The sequence below is a fragment of the Leifsonia sp. P73 genome (assembly GCF_051059105.1).
Taxonomy (GTDB): domain Bacteria; phylum Actinomycetota; class Actinomycetes; order Actinomycetales; family Microbacteriaceae; genus Leifsonia.
On the sequence record NZ_CP194931.1, the window covers coordinates 1,742,705 to 1,757,597 of the forward strand.

Annotated in this window: 13 protein-coding genes, 1 tRNA gene and 2 pseudogenes; 7 read left to right on the plus strand and 9 right to left on the minus strand. The window is 71.6% G+C overall.

Annotation, left to right across the window (positions count from 1 at the left end; all coding sequences use genetic code 11):
• Nucleotides 1–89 precede the first annotated feature (89 nt).
• From ACQ86L_RS08885 to ACQ86L_RS08895, 3 genes are read left to right on the plus strand one after another with little or no spacing between them, the layout of a single operon-like run.
• Nucleotides 90–1,310, plus strand: a complete 1,221-nt coding sequence (locus ACQ86L_RS08885) for an epoxide hydrolase family protein (protein WP_434318559.1) — start codon at nt 90–92, stop codon at nt 1,308–1,310.
• Nucleotides 1,307–2,254, plus strand: coding sequence for an alpha/beta fold hydrolase (locus ACQ86L_RS08890; RefSeq protein ID WP_434318560.1), 948 nt, complete (start codon nt 1,307–1,309; stop codon nt 2,252–2,254). Before ACQ86L_RS08885 ends, ACQ86L_RS08890 begins: the two co-directional genes overlap by 4 nt.
• Nucleotides 2,247–3,287 (plus strand): redoxin domain-containing protein, encoded by a 1,041-nt coding sequence (locus tag ACQ86L_RS08895; protein ID WP_434318561.1) that lies wholly within the window; start codon nt 2,247–2,249, stop codon nt 3,285–3,287. Before ACQ86L_RS08890 ends, ACQ86L_RS08895 begins: the two co-directional genes overlap by 8 nt.
• Nucleotides 3,288–3,296: 9 nt before the next feature.
• On the opposite strand, the gene ACQ86L_RS08900 is transcribed toward ACQ86L_RS08895, so the two are convergent.
• Complete coding sequence (locus tag ACQ86L_RS08900) at nt 3,297–3,785, minus strand: response regulator transcription factor (protein ID WP_434318562.1); 489 nt, start codon at nt 3,783–3,785, stop codon at nt 3,297–3,299.
• Between the two features lie 416 nt (nt 3,786–4,201).
• Nucleotides 4,202–5,274, minus strand: a pseudogene (locus ACQ86L_RS08905) (alkene reductase).
• A gap of 127 nt (nt 5,275–5,401) precedes the next feature.
• Here ACQ86L_RS08905 and ACQ86L_RS08910 point away from each other — a divergent pair.
• Nucleotides 5,402–5,830 carry a hypothetical protein gene (locus tag ACQ86L_RS08910; RefSeq protein ID WP_434318563.1) on the plus strand — a complete coding sequence of 143 codons (429 nt, stop codon included), beginning with the start codon at nt 5,402–5,404 and terminating at the stop codon, nt 5,828–5,830.
• 31 nt (nt 5,831–5,861) lie between these two features.
• Here the strand turns inward: ACQ86L_RS08910 and ACQ86L_RS08915 are convergent, their stop codons facing one another.
• Nucleotides 5,862–6,620 (minus strand): PASTA domain-containing protein, encoded by a 759-nt coding sequence (locus ACQ86L_RS08915; RefSeq protein ID WP_434318564.1) that lies wholly within the window; start codon nt 6,618–6,620, stop codon nt 5,862–5,864.
• 211 nt (nt 6,621–6,831) lie between these two features.
• On the opposite strand from ACQ86L_RS08915, the gene ACQ86L_RS08920 reads away from it, so the two are divergent.
• Nucleotides 6,832–7,476, plus strand: coding sequence for a DUF1269 domain-containing protein (locus ACQ86L_RS08920; RefSeq protein WP_434318565.1), 645 nt, complete (start codon nt 6,832–6,834; stop codon nt 7,474–7,476).
• Nucleotides 7,477–7,792: 316 nt separating this feature from the next.
• On the opposite strand, the gene ACQ86L_RS08925 is transcribed toward ACQ86L_RS08920, so the two are convergent.
• Nucleotides 7,793–9,403, minus strand: coding sequence for a S53 family peptidase (locus ACQ86L_RS08925; protein WP_434318566.1), 1,611 nt, complete (start codon nt 9,401–9,403; stop codon nt 7,793–7,795).
• 206 nt (nt 9,404–9,609) lie between these two features.
• Here ACQ86L_RS08925 and ACQ86L_RS08930 point away from each other — a divergent pair, with 206 nt between their 5' ends.
• Nucleotides 9,610–9,921: a hypothetical protein gene (locus ACQ86L_RS08930; RefSeq protein WP_434318567.1), complete on the plus strand. Its 312-nt coding sequence runs from the start codon at nt 9,610–9,612 to the stop codon at nt 9,919–9,921.
• 112 nt (nt 9,922–10,033) lie between these two features.
• Here ACQ86L_RS08930 and ACQ86L_RS08935 read toward each other — a convergent pair.
• A tRNA-Ser gene (locus ACQ86L_RS08935) sits at nt 10,034–10,123 on the minus strand.
• A 102-nt stretch (nt 10,124–10,225) separates the two neighbouring features.
• Here ACQ86L_RS08935 and ACQ86L_RS08940 point away from each other — a divergent pair.
• On the plus strand, nt 10,226–10,990 hold the full coding sequence (locus tag ACQ86L_RS08940) for an SGNH/GDSL hydrolase family protein (RefSeq protein ID WP_434318568.1): 765 nt from the start codon (nt 10,226–10,228) through the stop codon (nt 10,988–10,990).
• Here ACQ86L_RS08940 and ACQ86L_RS08945 read toward each other — a convergent pair.
• The 4 genes and pseudogenes from ACQ86L_RS08945 to ACQ86L_RS08960 all read right to left on the minus strand — a co-directional run bounded on the left by ACQ86L_RS08945 (nt 10,987) and on the right by ACQ86L_RS08960 (nt 14,770).
• The gene (locus ACQ86L_RS08945; protein WP_434318569.1) at nt 10,987–11,925 is read right to left on the minus strand and encodes an alpha/beta hydrolase; all 939 of its coding nucleotides are present in this window, start codon (nt 11,923–11,925) and stop codon (nt 10,987–10,989) included. The two genes, ACQ86L_RS08940 and ACQ86L_RS08945, sit on opposite strands and share 4 nt — an antisense overlap.
• 179 nt (nt 11,926–12,104) lie before the next feature.
• On the minus strand, nt 12,105–13,466 hold the full coding sequence (radA, locus tag ACQ86L_RS08950; protein WP_434318570.1) for a DNA repair protein RadA: 1,362 nt from the start codon (nt 13,464–13,466) through the stop codon (nt 12,105–12,107).
• Nucleotides 13,467–13,580: 114 nt separating this feature from the next.
• Nucleotides 13,581–14,213, minus strand: a complete 633-nt coding sequence (locus tag ACQ86L_RS08955) for a hypothetical protein (protein ID WP_434318571.1) — start codon at nt 14,211–14,213, stop codon at nt 13,581–13,583.
• Between the two features lie 45 nt (nt 14,214–14,258).
• Nucleotides 14,259–14,770: pseudogene (locus ACQ86L_RS08960) on the minus strand (amino-acid N-acetyltransferase).
• Nucleotides 14,771–14,893: the final 123 nt, after the last annotated feature.

Sequence of the window (14,893 nt, forward strand, 5' to 3'; positions counted from 1 at the left end):
AGCCCCGAAGCCGCGGCGCCGCCGATACGGAAAGGTCAGGGGCGGCGACGTCTGTTCACCGTCGCCGTCCCACCAGACAGGAGGACCACATGTCCATCAGCGAACACCCCGCACGGACCGGCCACGACGACGAGCACACCGCCGTCCGTCCGTTCACCATCGACATCCCGCAGGCCGACATCGACGACATGATGCGCCGCGTCCGCGAGACCCGGCTGCCGGAGCCCGAGACCGTCGACGACACGTCTCAGGGCGTGCGACTCCAGGTGATGCGAGACCTCATGGAGTACTGGAAGGACGGCCACGACTGGCGCGGCGTGGAGGCGCGGCTGAACAGCCTGCCGCAGTTCGTCACCGAGATCGACGGGCTCGACATCCACTTCATCCACGTGCGGTCGCGTCACGAGGGCGCCCTGCCGATGATCGTCACCCACGGCTGGCCCGGCTCGGTCATCGAGCAGCTCAAGATCGTCGGGCCGCTCACCGACCCGACGATGTACGGCGCGAGCGCCGACGACGCGTTCGACCTGGTCATCCCGTCGCTGCCGGGGCACGGCTTCTCGGCGAAGCCCGACCGGCCCGGCTGGGATCCGATCCGGATCGCCCGGGCGTGGGCCGAGCTGATGCGGCGCCTGGGCTACGACCGGTACGTCGCGCAGGGCGGCGACTGGGGCAACGCGGTCACCGAGCAGCTCGCGCTCCTGAAGCCGGAGGGCCTGATCGGCATCCACACCAACATGCCGGCGACGATCCCGGACGGCATCCAGGCCGCGCTCGACGCGCACGAGGACCCGCCGGCCGACCTGGACGAGGAGGAACGGTATGCATGGGACCAGCTCGCGTTCTTCTACGCGCACGGCCTGGCCTATGCGCAGGAGATGGGCAACCGCCCGCAGACGCTGTACGCGCTCGCGGACTCGCCCGTCGGCCTCGCCGCGTGGATGCTCGACCACGACGCCCGCAGCTACGACCTGATCGCCCGCGTCTTCGCCGGCGAGACGGAGGGCCTCACGCGGGACGACATCCTCGACAACGTGAGCCTGTACTGGCTGACCAACACGGCGGTGTCGTCGGCGCGGCTGTACTGGGAGAGCAAGCTGGCGTTCTTCGCGCCGAAGGGCGTCACCCTCCCGACCGGCGTGAGCGTGTTCCCGGACGAGATCTACGCCGCCCCGCGGAGCTGGGCGACCCGGGCCTACCCGAACCTCATCCACTTCAACCGGCTCGCGAAGGGCGGACACTTCGCGGCCTGGGAGCAGCCCGAGCTGTTCTCCCAGGAGATGCGGGACACGTTCCGCGCACTGCGATGAGCGGGACGCCCGGCGGCCTCGCGCACATCGCGGCGGGCGAACTGGAGGTCGAGTACGCGGAGTCCGGTCCGCAGGACGGACCGGCCGTGCTGCTGCTGCACGGCTGGCCGTACGACCTGCACGCCTTCGACGCGTCGGCGGCACTGCTCTCCGACGCGGGCTACCGCGTGCTCGTCCCGAACCTGCGCGGCTACGGCGGCACGCGCTTCCTCTCCCCGGAGACCACCCGCAACGGGGAGCAGGCCGTGCTCGCGACGGACGCGCTCGCGTTCCTCGACGCGCTCGGGGTGGCCGACGCGATCGTCGGCGGGTTCGACTGGGGCGCGCGCACCGCGAACGTGCTCGCCGCGCTCTGGCCGGAGCGCGTCCGCGGCCAGGTCTCCGTCAGCGGGTACCTGGTCGGGAGCCAGGCGGCGAACGCACAGCCGCTGCCTCCCGCCGCCGAGCTCTCCTGGTGGTATCAGTTCTACTTCGCGACCGAGCGCGGCCGGCTGGGTTACGACCGCTTCCGCGACGACTTCGCTCAGCTGATCTGGCGGACGGCCTCCCCACGGTGGGAGTTCTCCGACGAGACGTTCGCGCGCACGGCGGCGTCGTTCGCGAACCCCGACCATGTGGCGATCGTCATCCACAACTACCGGTGGCGGCTGGGGCTGGCGGACGGTGATCCGGCACTGGCGGAGCTGGAGGAGCGGCTTGCGGCACGGCCGCCGATCGGGGTGCCGACGATCACCCTCGAAGGCGATGCGAACGGGGCGCCGCATCCCGAGCCCGCTGCCTACCGGGACCGGTTCACCGGTCCGTACGAGCACCGGGTCGCCTCCGGCGGAATCGGCCATGACCTCCCGCAGGAGGCGCCGCAGGTGTTCGCGGACGCGGTCGTCGCCGTCGACCGGATGGCCCGCGAGGGCGGGCGGCAGCCGGAGGGGGTGCGCCGTGTCTGACGAGGATGGTCAGCGCCGGCCGTTCCGCTCGCTCCTGCACCGCCGGCCCGACGACGACCGGGACCATCTCCCGGACGAGGGCGCCCTCGCGCCGTTCACCCGCGCGACAGCCTGGCTGAACTCGCCGCCGCTGACCCCGGCCGGTCTCCGGGGCCGGGTCGTGCTGGTCGACTTCTGGACGTTCACCTGCGTCAACTGGCTGCGCACGGCGCCGTACCTGCGGGCCTGGCACGCGAAGTACGCGAGCGCGGGCCTGACCGTGATCGGGGTCCACACCCCCGAGTTCGGCTTCGAGCACGACCTCCCGACGGTGACCGACCGGGTTCGGCGGCTCGGGATCGAGTACCCGGTCGCGGTGGACAGCGACTACGGCGTCTGGGGCGACTTCGACAACCACTACTGGCCCGCCCTGTACGTCGCGGATGCGGACGGGCGCGTGCGCTACCACCGCTTCGGCGAGGGCGAGTACGCGATGACCGAGATGGTCCTCCAGGAGCTGCTGCGCGACGCCGGCGCGGACCTCGACGGCGCCCTCGTCACGCCGGACGCGCACGGCTTGGAGGTCGCGGCCGACTGGCCGACCCTCCGCTCGCCCGAGACCTACCTCGGCTACGGCCAGAGCAGCGGCTTCGTGTCGGAGGACGCCGGCCTCTACGACCTGTCGAGCGTCTACCCCGGCGGCGCGCGGCTGGCCCTGAACGAGTGGGACCTCACTGGCCGCTGGACCCAGACCCGCGCGGCCGCCGTGTCCGGCGGGGCGGACGGGCGCATCGCGTTCACCTTCCACGCCCGCGACGTCAACCTCGTCATGGGACCGCAGGCCGGCCGCGGCGCCGTGCCGTTCAGCGTGCTGCTCGACGGGAGGCCACCGGGCGACGCCCACGGCACCGACATCGACGCCCTCGGGAACGGCGTGCTCGACCGGCAGGACACCTACCAGCTCGTCCGCCAGCCCGGGGCGATCGCGACCCGGCTGGTCGAGCTGGTCTTCCCGGACGGAGGCGCCGAGGCCTACTGCTTCACCTTCGGCTGAGCCGGCCGCTCACACCACCCCGTGCCGCAGCGCGAACGCCGTGGCCTCGCTGCGCCGCGCGACCCCGATCTTGCGGTAGAGGGAGGTGATGTGCCGCTCGACGGTCCGGTCGCTCAGCCAGAGGACGGCCGCGATCTCCTTGTTGCGGAGCCCCTGCGCGAGCAGCCGGAGCACTTCGGCCTCCCGGTCCGTGAGGGCGGGCGAGCCGTCCCGCACCGCGGTCGTGTCCGGCAGTCCGGCATCGCGGATCGTGCGCGCGAGGGCGGCGAGCTCGGGCGCGACCTGGTCGGCGAGCGAGCGCAGGAGCTCCTGCTGGTGGAGCAGGGCGTCCTCGGCCGCCCGCCTCGCCGCCGCTTCCTGATCGAGTCGCTGCGCCGCATGGATCGCGATCGCCGCCTGGCCGACCGCGGCGCGCAGGAGCTGTCGCTCGTCGGCGGTCGGGAAGCCCGGCCGGGAGGCCGAGGCGACCACCACGCCGCTCTCCCACGGCAGCGCCACCGGCAGGGCGACCGTGCGTCGCGAGGCGATCTCCCCGGCTCCGCACCGGCGACCACGATCCCCTCGCCGCGCGCTGCGACGCGCTGCAGCATCCGTGCCAGCTCGCGCGGAGGACGCGGCCCGGCGGGCCGCCACACTTCGAGCGCGTCCCCGCCGACGTCCACGAACCGCGCGAAGGCGCTGTCGAGCTGCAGCACGCCGAAGAGGACGCTCAGCAGCCCGTTCGCGATCTCGCGCGGCTCGCGGTCGACCCACAGCGCCGGAAGCGCCAGGAGCGCGCTCAGGTCCCTCGCCCACCCCCGGGCGTCCGCCTCCAGCGAGTCCGCGCCCATCAGCGCCGTGCACCCTCCCGGGCCGCCGGTGTCGCGGTGCGGCCACAACGGACATCCTGGAGGGTGCGCGGCCGCGCGGCAAGGTTAAGCGCTCAGGCGCGGGTAGTCCGTGTAGCCCTCGGCGCCCGCCCCGTAGAACGTGGCCGCGTTGGGCTCGTTCTCCGGGTGCTCGCCCTTCCAGCGCTCCACCAGGTCGGGGTTCGCGATGGCGAGGCGACCGACGGCCACCGCATCCGCGTGCGCGTCCTCCACCAGCGCGATGGCCTCGTCACGCGAGGTGACCGAGCCGAATCCGCTGTTGACGATGAAAGGACCGCCGAAGCGCTCGCGCAGGTCCTGGACGAGCGGGCCGGTGGGGTCGCCGTGCAGCACGCTCACGTAGGCGAGGCCCAGCGGCGCGAGCCCGTCCACCACGGCCTCGTAGGTGGCGGTGGCGTCGGCGAGGTCGGTCTCGAAGACGTCCTGGATGTTGTGCATCGGCGACAGCCGGATGCCCACCCGCCCGGCGCCCACGGCCTCGGCGATCGCGGAGGTCACCTCGACCACGAAGCGCGCCCGCGCCTCCGGGGACCCGCCGTACTGGTCGTCGCGGACGTTGGAGACCGGCGAGAGGAACTGGTGCAGCAGGTAGCCGTTGGCACCGTGCACCTCCACCCCGTCGAGGCCGGCGGCGATGGCGTTCCTGGCCGCGAGGACGAACTCGTCGCGGACCGTCGCGAGCTCCTCGGTGGTGAGCGCGTGCGGCACAGGGAAGGCGACCTTCCCGGTCGTCGTGCGCGTCTCCCCGTCGATCGCGACGGCGCTCGGGGCGACGACGCGGTCCGTCCCGTTGATCAGCGGGTGCGAGACGCGGCCGCTGTGCATGAGCTGCATGACGATGCGGCCGCCCTCCGCGTGCACGGCGTCGGCGACGGCGCGCCAGCCGGCGATCTGCTCGTCCGTGACGATGCCGGGCTGACCCGGGTACGCACGCGACTCGTGGCTCGGGTAGGTGCCCTCCGTGATGATCAGGCCCACGCTCGCCCGCTGCGCGTAGTGTTCCGCCACCAGCGGCCCCGGGATGCCGGCCTCCCCGAACGCGTGCGGGTGAGCGGCGCCATCACGACGCGGTTGGGAAGGTGGAGGTCGCCGAGCGAAACAGAGGAGAACAGATCCATCGAGGCATGCCTTTCGGTGTGCGGACACGGAGCGGCTGCGCGGTCGGGCGCAGCCTTTGAGGCGAACAGCCGTCGCGGACGCTCTATTCCGATACCGGAGTCGGAATCGAGCCGCTAGGTTCGCACTATGGCGCAGTCGCGATGGAAGGCCCCTCTGATCGCCCTCGCGATCGTCGTCGGACTCGGCGGAACGCTCGTCGGCGGGGTCGCGCTGTGGAGCCTTCCCTCGCCCGCCCCGGCTCCGCACCATCCGGTCCCGGGCCCCGACGCCACGCTCTCCGCGACGGCGCAGGCCTATATGGAGGCGGCGAAGGATAACGACTGCGGCATGACCCTCGCCCTCACGACCTCGAACACGACCGCATGGTGCGACGGCCCACGGCTGCTCTCGTACCGGTTTCTCGGCCGCTCCGGCGACGACGGCGAATGCATGGGGTACTCGATCACCACCGACCGCGGCCTCGACGGCACCGACCAGGGCGGGACGGAAGGCTGGTCGTTCTGCTACCGCCTGACGAAGGCGGGCTGGCGGCTCTGGGATCAGGGCCAGGGCTGATCCCCGAACGGGCAGCGCACCAGGAAGACGACTAGACGACTCCGCGGAGGAGGCCGCTGACGATGCCGAGCGGTGAGACCGGGAGGGTCGGGAGCGTCGGAAGCGTCGGAAGCGGCAAGGGCGGCGCCGGCACGTGGACGACCGGCGGCGGGGCGACCGGCACCGCCGGTGCCGACGGGGCGGGTACCGGCGCCGGTGGGGCGGGCACGGGGCCACCGCTCCCTGCAGGGCCGCCGCCTCCGCTTCGTGCTGCTCCCGGGTTTCCGGTAACGCCGGTGCTCCCGGCTCCGCCCGTGGCCGGCGTCACGCCCGACCCGGCCGGCGCCGAGACGGTTCCCGGGCCCGTCGAGCCGGCCGCATTCTGAGGAGGCGTCGAAACGGTGGATCCCGCCGGTGCGACGGTCAGGGCGACCTTCGCGCCCTTCGCGGCGTGCGTTCCCGCGCCCGGGGACTGCCGGATCACCAGGTCGTCCGCCCGGCCCGTCGCGGGCTCCCCGGACTCGGTGCGGAACACCACCGAGAACCCGCGCTCGCGCAACGTATCCCTGGCGCGGGACTCCGACAGGCCGATCACGTTCGGCACGATCAGAGCGACAACAGGGGAAGCACCAGGCGCTTGAGCATCTGAGTGGGCAGGCGCCGGCACCAGGTCGGCCGTGACCAGTGGCGTGACGACGAGCGCCGCCACCAGCGCGGCGGTCGCGGCGGCACCGGCCCGGAAGGGGTGTTCGGCGATGACGTCGCCGACGCGGCGGAGGGCGCCGGCCCGCGCGCTGTGCCTGCCCGCCATTCTCTCTTCCCTACTGATGATCGAGACGGCGGGCGCAGCGCCAGCCGTCCGCGGCGACAGTACGCCTCGCGCGCCGGATCCGGGAGGGTCGCCCAGGAGGCTGCCAGGTCCGGCGGCCACCCAACAGGTCCCGGATCCGGCATAGCCGAGAGCGAAGCCCCCTCCTATACTTTCGCCCGAAACGGCAGACACCCACCCGAAGGAGACCGACATGACCGACGCAACATCCACTCCCGCCGACGGGACCGGCACGGATGACGAGGCCGTCAGCGTGACGGCAGCGGGCATCAGCGACGGCGCCTACACCCTGATCGCCGCCGATTTCTCGGACACCGACATCGCAATGGAGGCGTACGAGGCACTCAAGACGGTGGAGGACGGCGCGACCGTCAAGATCGACGGGGTCGTCGTCGTCAGACGGGACGCGGGCGGCAAGCTCGAAGTGCAGAAGGCCACCGACCACAGCACCCGCGACGGCCTCACCTGGGGCGCGGTCGGCGGCGCCGTCCTGGGTGTCCTGTTCCCGCCTTCGATCATCGGCAGCGCCCTCGTGGTCGGCGCGGGCGGCGGAATCATCGGCAAGCTGCGCGAGCGCCACCACAAGAAGGAGCTGGCGAAGGAGCTCGAGGACGCGATCGCCCCCGGCCACTCCGGCATCATCGCGCTGGTCTCCGACCCCGGCGAGCTCAAGATCCGCAAGGCCCTCGAAAAGGCCGACCGGATCGTCGAGAAGGCCGTCGACGACGCTGCCGCGGCGGACATCAAGGCGGCGGGCAAGGACGGGGACAGCGCCGCCGACTCCGGTGCCGCGGCGGATGCACGCGCCGCCGAGGGCGACTCCGCCGAAAAGAAGTAGAACGGCGGCGCGGAACCGCACGACACTCGCTCCGTGCCGGCCTAAACTCTCTCCTGGTCCCGCCTTAGTCGCAAGGCGCTCCCCGCTGAGCGGCCACCTGGAGAGGGAGGCAGCCGTTGTTCGAGCCGGGCCGGGATGGGGTGAACGTGAGGCGCGTCTTCCACGAACGCGAAAACCCCCGCGTCCCTGTCAACACAGGGATCGCGGGGGCTTGCACGTGGCGGTACCGGTGGGATTTGACTGCAGCGTTTACCGCGCCGACCTGCTCCAAGCCGTCGGTGCCGAGGCCATGCCTGCGAACCCCGGCCCTCCGCGGTTAGTCAGCACCGACGATCCGGCGGCCGCGCCGCGAAGGGCACGACCGCCGGACGTGTGGGAGAGGACTACTGCGCCGCCACCAGTTGGCCGACGTATCCGGGAGCGTTTGGGCTCCCCAACCGGTCGTCAGGTCGTAACCGGAGGTCGTCGGGTACCCCGGTACCGGGTCGGGCGTGACGAATCCGTCGGATCCGAGGTCCCAGATGCGGTTGTTCTGCAGCACGCCGCTCGGCGTCGTCCCGTAGGTGTGCGGGACGATGTCGTTGAACGCGGCCGACTTGTCGAACGAGGCACCGTAGATCACCGGGTTCAGGAATCCGATCGGTCCCTTGCCCGCTGCTGCGCGCTGCTGGTTGCCGATCGCGGTGATGGCGGCGAACTGCGGTGACGCAGCCGAGGTGCCACCGTACACGCCCCAGCGCGGGCCGCCGTAGAGCGTCGGGAAGTAGGTCTCGTACGTGAGCACGCCACCGTTCACCGCCGCGTTGAACGCCACATCAGGCACGCCGCGCTGTGCGCCGACCACGCCGGACACGGTGCTCTGGTAGGACGGGCGGGCGTAGACGGTCGAGAGGCCTCCACCCGTTCCGATTCCCTCGAAGCTCTCGTTCCAGACGTTCTCCGAGCTGCCACCGCTGGTCCACGACCAGTAAGCCGGGTTACGCGCACCCGATGCGAGGAACGGCATGTCCTGGGTCGGAGCCCACTGCCATCCCGACATCACCTGAGTGCCGCCGACCGACGTCACGTACGGCGAGACGTTCGGGTAGCTCACCTCGGGGGTCGAGCCGACCGTGGTCTGACGGTGCGACCGGGTGACACCGGTCGATCCATTGTCGCCGGCGGAGGAGAAGAACGTGTCGCCCTTTGCCAGGCCGCGCTGGAACGTCTGGTCGAACTTCGCGAACTGCGCGGCCGCGGCTCCCCCGAACGCCTGCTCGTCGGTGCCGAAGGACATCGAGAACACGGTGCCCGACGGGTACGCGCCGACGGCCCAGTCAATCGCTTTCATGAGGTTCGGCAGGCCCTGGACGCCCTGGGTTTCGGCGGGAGGAGTGGCGACGAGCACGATGTGCGCCTTGGGCGCCATGGCGTAGGCCCACTCGATGTCGAGGCTCGCCTCACCGGCCCAGCCCGCGGCCGAGTTCGGGCCGGACTGGCCGACTCCGTTTCCGGTGGGGTTCGTGTAGTTGGGCTGGCCGAGCGGGTACACCGCGCTGAAGTTCGGTGTGGGGCCACCGTAGGTGCTGGCGAAGAACGACAGGTCGTTCGCTCCCGTCGGCGTGCCGTACGCGTCGACCAGCACGATCGTCTGTCCGGCGCCGTCGTTGCTCGACGCGAGCGGACCGAGACCGTAGAACGAACGCAGCTGGTCGGGTCCGTAGCAGTGGAGCGTGGTCGACACCCGGTTGTCGGGTGCGGGCCGCTGGCACGAGACGGCACCCTGGGCGCTCGTCGCGTCGGTGAACGCCGAGTCGGGTGCGCGCAGCGCCATCGGCTGCACGGACGCGGAGGGCGCGACCGGCGGCGGAGTCGGAGCGCTGAACCCGGTGGCGCCGAGGGCAGCGATACCGAGTGCGGCGGCAAGGATTGCGGATCTATTCTTCATCGAACTTCACAACCTCCTCATGAGAGTCGCGCGGGGGCGCTGGCGCTTGTGACGCGGCGTTGCTCGGGCGCGCAATTGGCACGAAAGTATCACCGCTGAGAACGGCCTGTCTACGCCCGATCGAGGGCTTGCTGCCGCGTCCGTGAACCTTCCTCTCACCACCCGTCCTGGGCCACCCGCTTCACAGGTCAGGCCAGATGCGTTGTGTGACTCTCGATCCAGGAGACGACGTCGACGAGCCCGAGCCGGATACCGGCGACCGCCCGAACGAACGCATTGCCTGCCTGGACGGAGTCGGCGACGAGGTCGTGACCGTTGAGGCAAGGAAACCCTTGACCACCAGCCACGACAATCGTTTGTTGCCGTCCGAGAGCGGGTGGTCTCGGTTGATCGCCAGCTTCACGATCTCGGTCTTCGTGCGGCGCTCCTCTTTCGAGAGAGACCCCAACAGCTCCTCGTGGGCTGCATCAAGGCGAAAATTCATCGCCCATGGCCCGAGCGGTGCCAGAGTGACCTGACTCGACTCGACACTCAGTTCACGTGCGGGCAAATCATGGGCAAATCGCCTTTTCTGGGAAAGCGAAAACCCCCGCATCCCTTGTAAAAACGGGGATCGCGGGGGCTTGCACGTGGCGGTACCGGTGGGATTTGAACCCACGGTGGGCTTTCACCCACACAACTTTTCGAGAGTTGCACCTTCGGCCGCTCGGACACGGTACCGCCGACGAGTTTACTGGATGCGCGCGGTCACCGCGAATCGGCGGAGGACCGGGCGCGTCCGAAGCTCAGGGAAGCGCAAGAGGGCCGCAGTACGCTGCCGGGATGGGGATTCTGAAGCCGGTGGTCTGGCTGGGCGGCGCCGTGGTCGTCGCGGCGGGCGCGGTGGCCGGGCGGATGTGGGTCGCGCAGCAGCGCGCGTCGATCGCCGCCGGGAAGGAGCGCATCAACCAGACGCTGCCCGTGCACTCCGCGTGGTGGCGCGACCACGCCAAGGCGGAGGGCGAGATCCTGTACGTGGCCATCGGGGACAGCGCCGCACAGGGGATCGGCGCGTCCGTGCCGCGCAACAGCTACGTCGGCGTGATCGCGGACCACGTCCGCTCCGCGACCGGGCGCAGCGTCCAGGTCGTCAACCTGTCCGTGTCCGGAGCGACCGTCGCGCTGGCCGTCGCCGACCAGCTGCCGCGGCTCGCCGACCACGCACCTGACCTCGTCACCGTCTCCATCGGCGCGAACGACATCGCGGACTTCGACGCCGCGCGGTTCCGGGAGGGCATCCGCCGGGTGTTCGACGCGCTGCCCGCGGACGCGATCGTGGCCGACCTCCCGTACTTCTACCTGCCGCGAAACGAGCGCAAGGTCGCGGTCGCGAACGGCATCCTCCGTGAGGCGGCCGCCGAGCGCGGGCTCGCGGTCGTCCCGCTGCACGAGGCCATGCGGCGTGAGGGGTGGCGCGGGGCGCTGCACCAGTTCGCCGACGACTGGTTCCACCCGAACGACCACGGCTACCGGGTCTGGGCCTCCGCCTTCCTGCCCGCGGTCATCGAGCAGGCGACGGTCAAGTTCCCGCGGCGCGCAGCGCTCTAACCGGCGTCGTGCAGCGGCTCGGGATGCGGCGCGAGGAACGACAGCACCCGCGCCCAGGCCGGCGCGATGACGAGGTGGCCGGCGCCCGGAACCATCTCCATCCGGGCGTCCGGGATGGCCTTGCGGTACCAGGCGGCGTGCGCGTGGCCGGCGATCGGGTCGGCGTCGCCGCCGATGATGAGCGTCTTCGCCTGCACGGCGCCCGGATCGAAGCCCCACGGCCGCGCGGTGTAGCTCAGGATGTCGTCCGCCACGCCGCCGGGACCCTGACGGTAGGCGTCCTTCAGCATCCGGCCGAGCCGGTCCTCCAGGCCGCGGAGGCCGAGCACACCGGCGTCCACCGGCCCGACGCCGAGCGCGTCGAGGGGGACGCCGCTCTCCAGGTCGGCGGCCCGCATGGCGTCGGCCTGACCCTGAAGCATCGCCGAGAGCCGGCTCCTCGCCTCGTCGGGTGAGAGGCGGCCCAGCTCGTCGGACTGCTTCTGCAGCTCGGGAGGGATCCACGGCACGGCCTCGTTCGGAGCGGGCGTCGCGACCACCGCGACCCGGTCGACGAGCTCGGGATGCCGCGCGGCGAAGGCGAGCGCGACCCGGCCGCCGGCCGACCAGCCGGCGATGCCGATCGTCGGAGGACGGTTGACGCCGATCGGCGACTCCAGCCGCTTCATCTCGCGGATGTACTCGGCGATGTCGTCGGCGGCGCCCACGATGCTCGGCCAGGAGCCGGCCGGCCACGGGTCGCTGGAGCCATACCCCGGCCGGTCGAGCGACACGATGTGGACGCCGCGGTTCGCCGACGCGTCCGGGTCGGGGTCGAACACCGACGAGCCGGGGGCGGGATGGCAGAACACGATGACACGAGCGGCGAGCGGGTCGCCCAGCGTGGTGACGCCGACACGTCGGCCCGAACGGAGGGTGAACGTCAGGTTGGCCATGCGGCCCATTGTGGCCCGCGCGCCCCGCGGCGAGAACCCTCGCGTGGCTACGGGAGGAGATTCGGCTCGACACGCCGCGTGGGAGCAGTCAACGGAGGAGCCGCACCGCGTGTCGGGGCTGAACTCCTCCGTTAGCTGCGGGTCGGGGCGAGCGAGGCGGCGGGTGGTGAGGCCGGGGGTCAGAAGGCGGCGTCGAGCTCCCGCTCGCGCGGGGTGGCGGCAGCGGTGAACGCGACCCGCAGCGCTTCGCGGACGGTGGCGGCGCGCTCGTCGATGCGCGTCGAGAAGCCCAGCCGCGTCGCCTCGGTCGCGCGCTGCTTGCCGCTGGTCACCGGGCGGATCTCCCCCGCCAGGCTGATCTCGCCGAAGGCGACCAGCGTGTGCGGGATGGCCCGGTCCGTCGCCGCCGACGCCACGGCCAGCGCGATGGCCAGGTCCGCTCCCGGCTCGGCCAGCCGCACTCCTCCGACGGTGGACACGTACACGTCCTTGTCACCCAGCCGGATGCCGGCCCGCCGCTCCAGGACCGCCAGCAGCATCGCGACGCGCGAGGAGTCCACCCCGTTCGTCACGCGCCGCGGGTTCGGTGCCGTGGTCGCCACGACGAGCGCCTGCACCTCCACCGGCAGCGGCCGCCGGCCCTCCATCGCCACGGTGACGCAGGTGCCGGACACCGGCGTCGCCGTGCGGCTGAGGAACAGTCCGCTCGGGTCGGGCACCTCCGCGATGCCGTCGCCGGCCATCTCGAAGCAGCCGACCTCGTCCGTCGGCCCGAACCGGTTCTTCAGCGCGCGCACGAACCTCAGCGCCGTCTGGCGGTCCCCCTCGAACTGGCACACGACATCCACCAGGTGCTCCAGCAGCCGCGGCCCGGCGATCGAGCCGTCCTTGGTGACGTGCCCGACGATCAGGATGGGGAGGTCACGCTCCTTGGCCACGCGGATGAGCGTGCTGGCGACCTCGCGCACCTGGCTCGGGCCTCCCGCGATCCCCTCGGTTGACCCGCTCGACACGGTCTGCACCGAGTCCACGATCACGAGGGACGGACGCACGGCGTCGATCTGGCCGATGATCGTCGCCAGGTCGGTCTCGGACGCGAGGAACAACTGGTCGTGCATGGCTCCCGTGCGCTCGGCGCGCATCCGCACCTGGCTCACCGACTCCTCCGCGCTCACGTAGAGCACCGGCCGGCCCTCGCTCGCGGCGCGGGAGGCCACCTCCAGCAGCAGCGTCGACTTGCCGACGCCGGGCTCACCGCTCAGCAGGATGGCCGCCCCCGGCACGATGCCGCCGCCGAGCACCCGGTCGAACTCGCCGATGCCGCTCGGCCGGCGCTCCGCCGGCTCCGTGCCGACCGACGTGATCGCGCGCGCCGCCCGGTCCGCGCCGACGACGACCGGCTTCAGCGCGCGCAGTACGCCCGTGGGCGCCGAGGCCTCCGCGACCGTGCCCCACTCCTGGCATTCGCCGCAGCGGCCGACCCACTTCACGGTCGTCCAGCCGCACTCGGTGCAGCGATACGTCACAGCGGCCTTTGCCACGGAACCTCCTCAGTCGCGCTCCACACTACGGTCGGCCACCGTCATCCGCGGCAGGATCGCGGAACTCGTGGAGGAGTCACCGAGGAGCCCGAACCGTGGAGGACAACCACGCACTCAGTTCAGCGCGAACTGCTTCGTCGTCGCCGACGTGATCCCCGCGACCGACACCTGCAGGTGGTACGACGCGCCACCCGCGGGCACCTGCGCACGCTGCGCCTGGCACGTCGTCGGATCGGACCGCGTGCGGTCCCAGGTGATCGGGGTCTGCGACGAGATCGTCTTGCCGGGCTGCAGCAGCACCTGGGCGTCGACCTTCGAGCTCTGGCAGTCCGTCGACTTCCAGTAGACCTCCGAGCCGCTGGTGATCGTGAACACCTGCTGCGCGGTCCCGGCGTCGAGGACGCACGCGTTCGCGCCCGTGTTGGTGAGGGCGACGGAGAGCTGCGGGAGCTGGCCCGCGGAGTAGCTCGCGGCGTCGGTCACGGCCTCCACCTTGACGTCCGCCGGCTTGCACGGCTGGCCGCTCGCACTCGCACTGGAGGTCGGGATGCTCGTGGCGGCGGCGGTCGGGGCCGGCGTGTTCGTCGTCACGGGACCCTTGGCGGGCTCGCCGATCGACGAGCCGGGCCGGACCACGATCAGGACGATGACCACCACGACCGCGACCAGGCCGAGGAGGACGATGAGCCGACGGCGCCAATACACGCCGCTCGGCTTCGGGCCGACTGGGTGCTTGAACGTCGACATGCCCGCAGAGTAGCGCCGACCCGCGACACGCCGGGGCAGGCGCGCTCAGAGACGCTTCAACATGCGCGTGTTTCCCAGGGTGTTGGGCTTCACGCGGGCGAGGTCGAGGAACTCCGCGACACCCTCGTCGTGCGAGCGGACGAGCTCGGCGTAGAGCGAGGGGTCGACGGTCTCCGAGCCCATGTCCACGAAGCCGTTGCGCTCGAAGAAGCCGACCTCGAAGGTGAGGCAGAACAGCCGGCTCAGCCCGAGCTCCGCCGCGTCGTCCTCCAGCCGGCCGAGCAGCGCGCGGCCGACGCCGCGACCGAGCCACGGATCGGCGACGGCGAGCGTGCGCACCTCGGCGAGGTCGCTCCACATCACGTGCAGCGCGCCGCAGCCGATCAGCTCCCCTCCGGAGTCTCTGCGACGCGGAACTCCTGTACCGACTCGTAGAAGGTCACCGCCTCCTTGCCGAGCAGGATGCGTCGCTGCACGAGCGGCTCCACGAGCTCCCGGATGCCGGGCACGTCGCTGGTGCGCGCCCTCCGAACCACATACGCGCCCTCAGAACTCACGCTTCCCACCCTACCGACCCATCGCTTCCGGAGTTCTGCACGCGACACGCCGGCCAGGGGCGTACACAACTCCGGGATTGATTGCGAAAGGGCCGGCCCCGCGAGTGCGGAGGCCGGCCCTGG